Origin of the sequence: Paraburkholderia ribeironis, from assembly GCF_900019265.1 — a bacterium.
GTDB classification, from domain to species: domain Bacteria; phylum Pseudomonadota; class Gammaproteobacteria; order Burkholderiales; family Burkholderiaceae; genus Paraburkholderia; species Paraburkholderia ribeironis.
On sequence record NZ_CYGX02000217.1, the window covers coordinates 1 to 819 of the forward strand.

The window sequence follows — 819 nt, forward strand, 5'->3', positions numbered from 1 at the left end:
GCGCGATACCGATCAGCGACATCACCACGGCCATGCCGACGGCTGCGCGGATCAGCATCGGCTTGCGTCCGTAACGGTCGGCGAGACGGCCCCACAACGGCGCCGTGAGGGCCGTGCCGAGGAACGTTGCACCGAACGCGACACCCGACCACTGGATCACATCCGCCTGCGATGTCACGCCAAGCTGCTTCACATAGAGCGGCAGGAACGGCAGCAGCATGCTCAGGCTGACGAGCGTCGTGAAAGAGCCGAACACGCAGACGAACAGATTGCGCATCCAGTATTGCTGATTGCGTTCCGTGTAACTGACGGTCGGGACATCCGGCGCGTTGCGCAGCGAGACGGAGGTCATGGGCTGGTTCATGCTATCTATCCTTCGATGAAGCGTTGCAGGTATCTCAAACCTTTTGCGGGTGGGGGCGCAGCGCAGCGAACAGGTCGACGGCCAGCGCGAGTGCGAGCGCCGCTGCGCCGATCACGAACAACATGGCGTAATTGCCGCCGTTTTGCGTGAAAAGAAACGACATGCCATACGCGGCGACCGCCTGCAACACGGCGAATGTCGTGGTGGCCGTGCTCCACGCACCTTTCTGCGCGGCCGGGTGATGCGCGAGCAGTTCATTGACGCGGCCAAGCGCGAGCGGCACGATACCCGGCACGGCTGCGCCCATCAGCACGCTGGAGGCGATCAGCGGTACAGGACTCGTGTCGATCAGAGGCAACGCGACAGCGACGATCTGGATCACGAATGCCGCGCGCAGCGCAGATGCAAAGCCAGCGCGGTCGGCGAGATGTCCGCTGAGCAGCGGGCCCGCAATC

At 63.7% G+C, this 819-nt stretch carries 2 protein-coding genes; both read right to left on the reverse strand.

The features are described from left to right. Positions 1-364, reverse strand: a 364-nt coding sequence (locus tag BN2475_RS33235) for an MFS transporter (RefSeq protein ID WP_143326086.1), incomplete at its 3' end; no start/stop codon positions are given. 34 nt (positions 365-398) lie between these two features. Then, positions 399-819: YbfB/YjiJ family MFS transporter (locus BN2475_RS33240; protein WP_143326088.1), on the reverse strand; the 421-nt coding region annotated here is incomplete at its 5' end.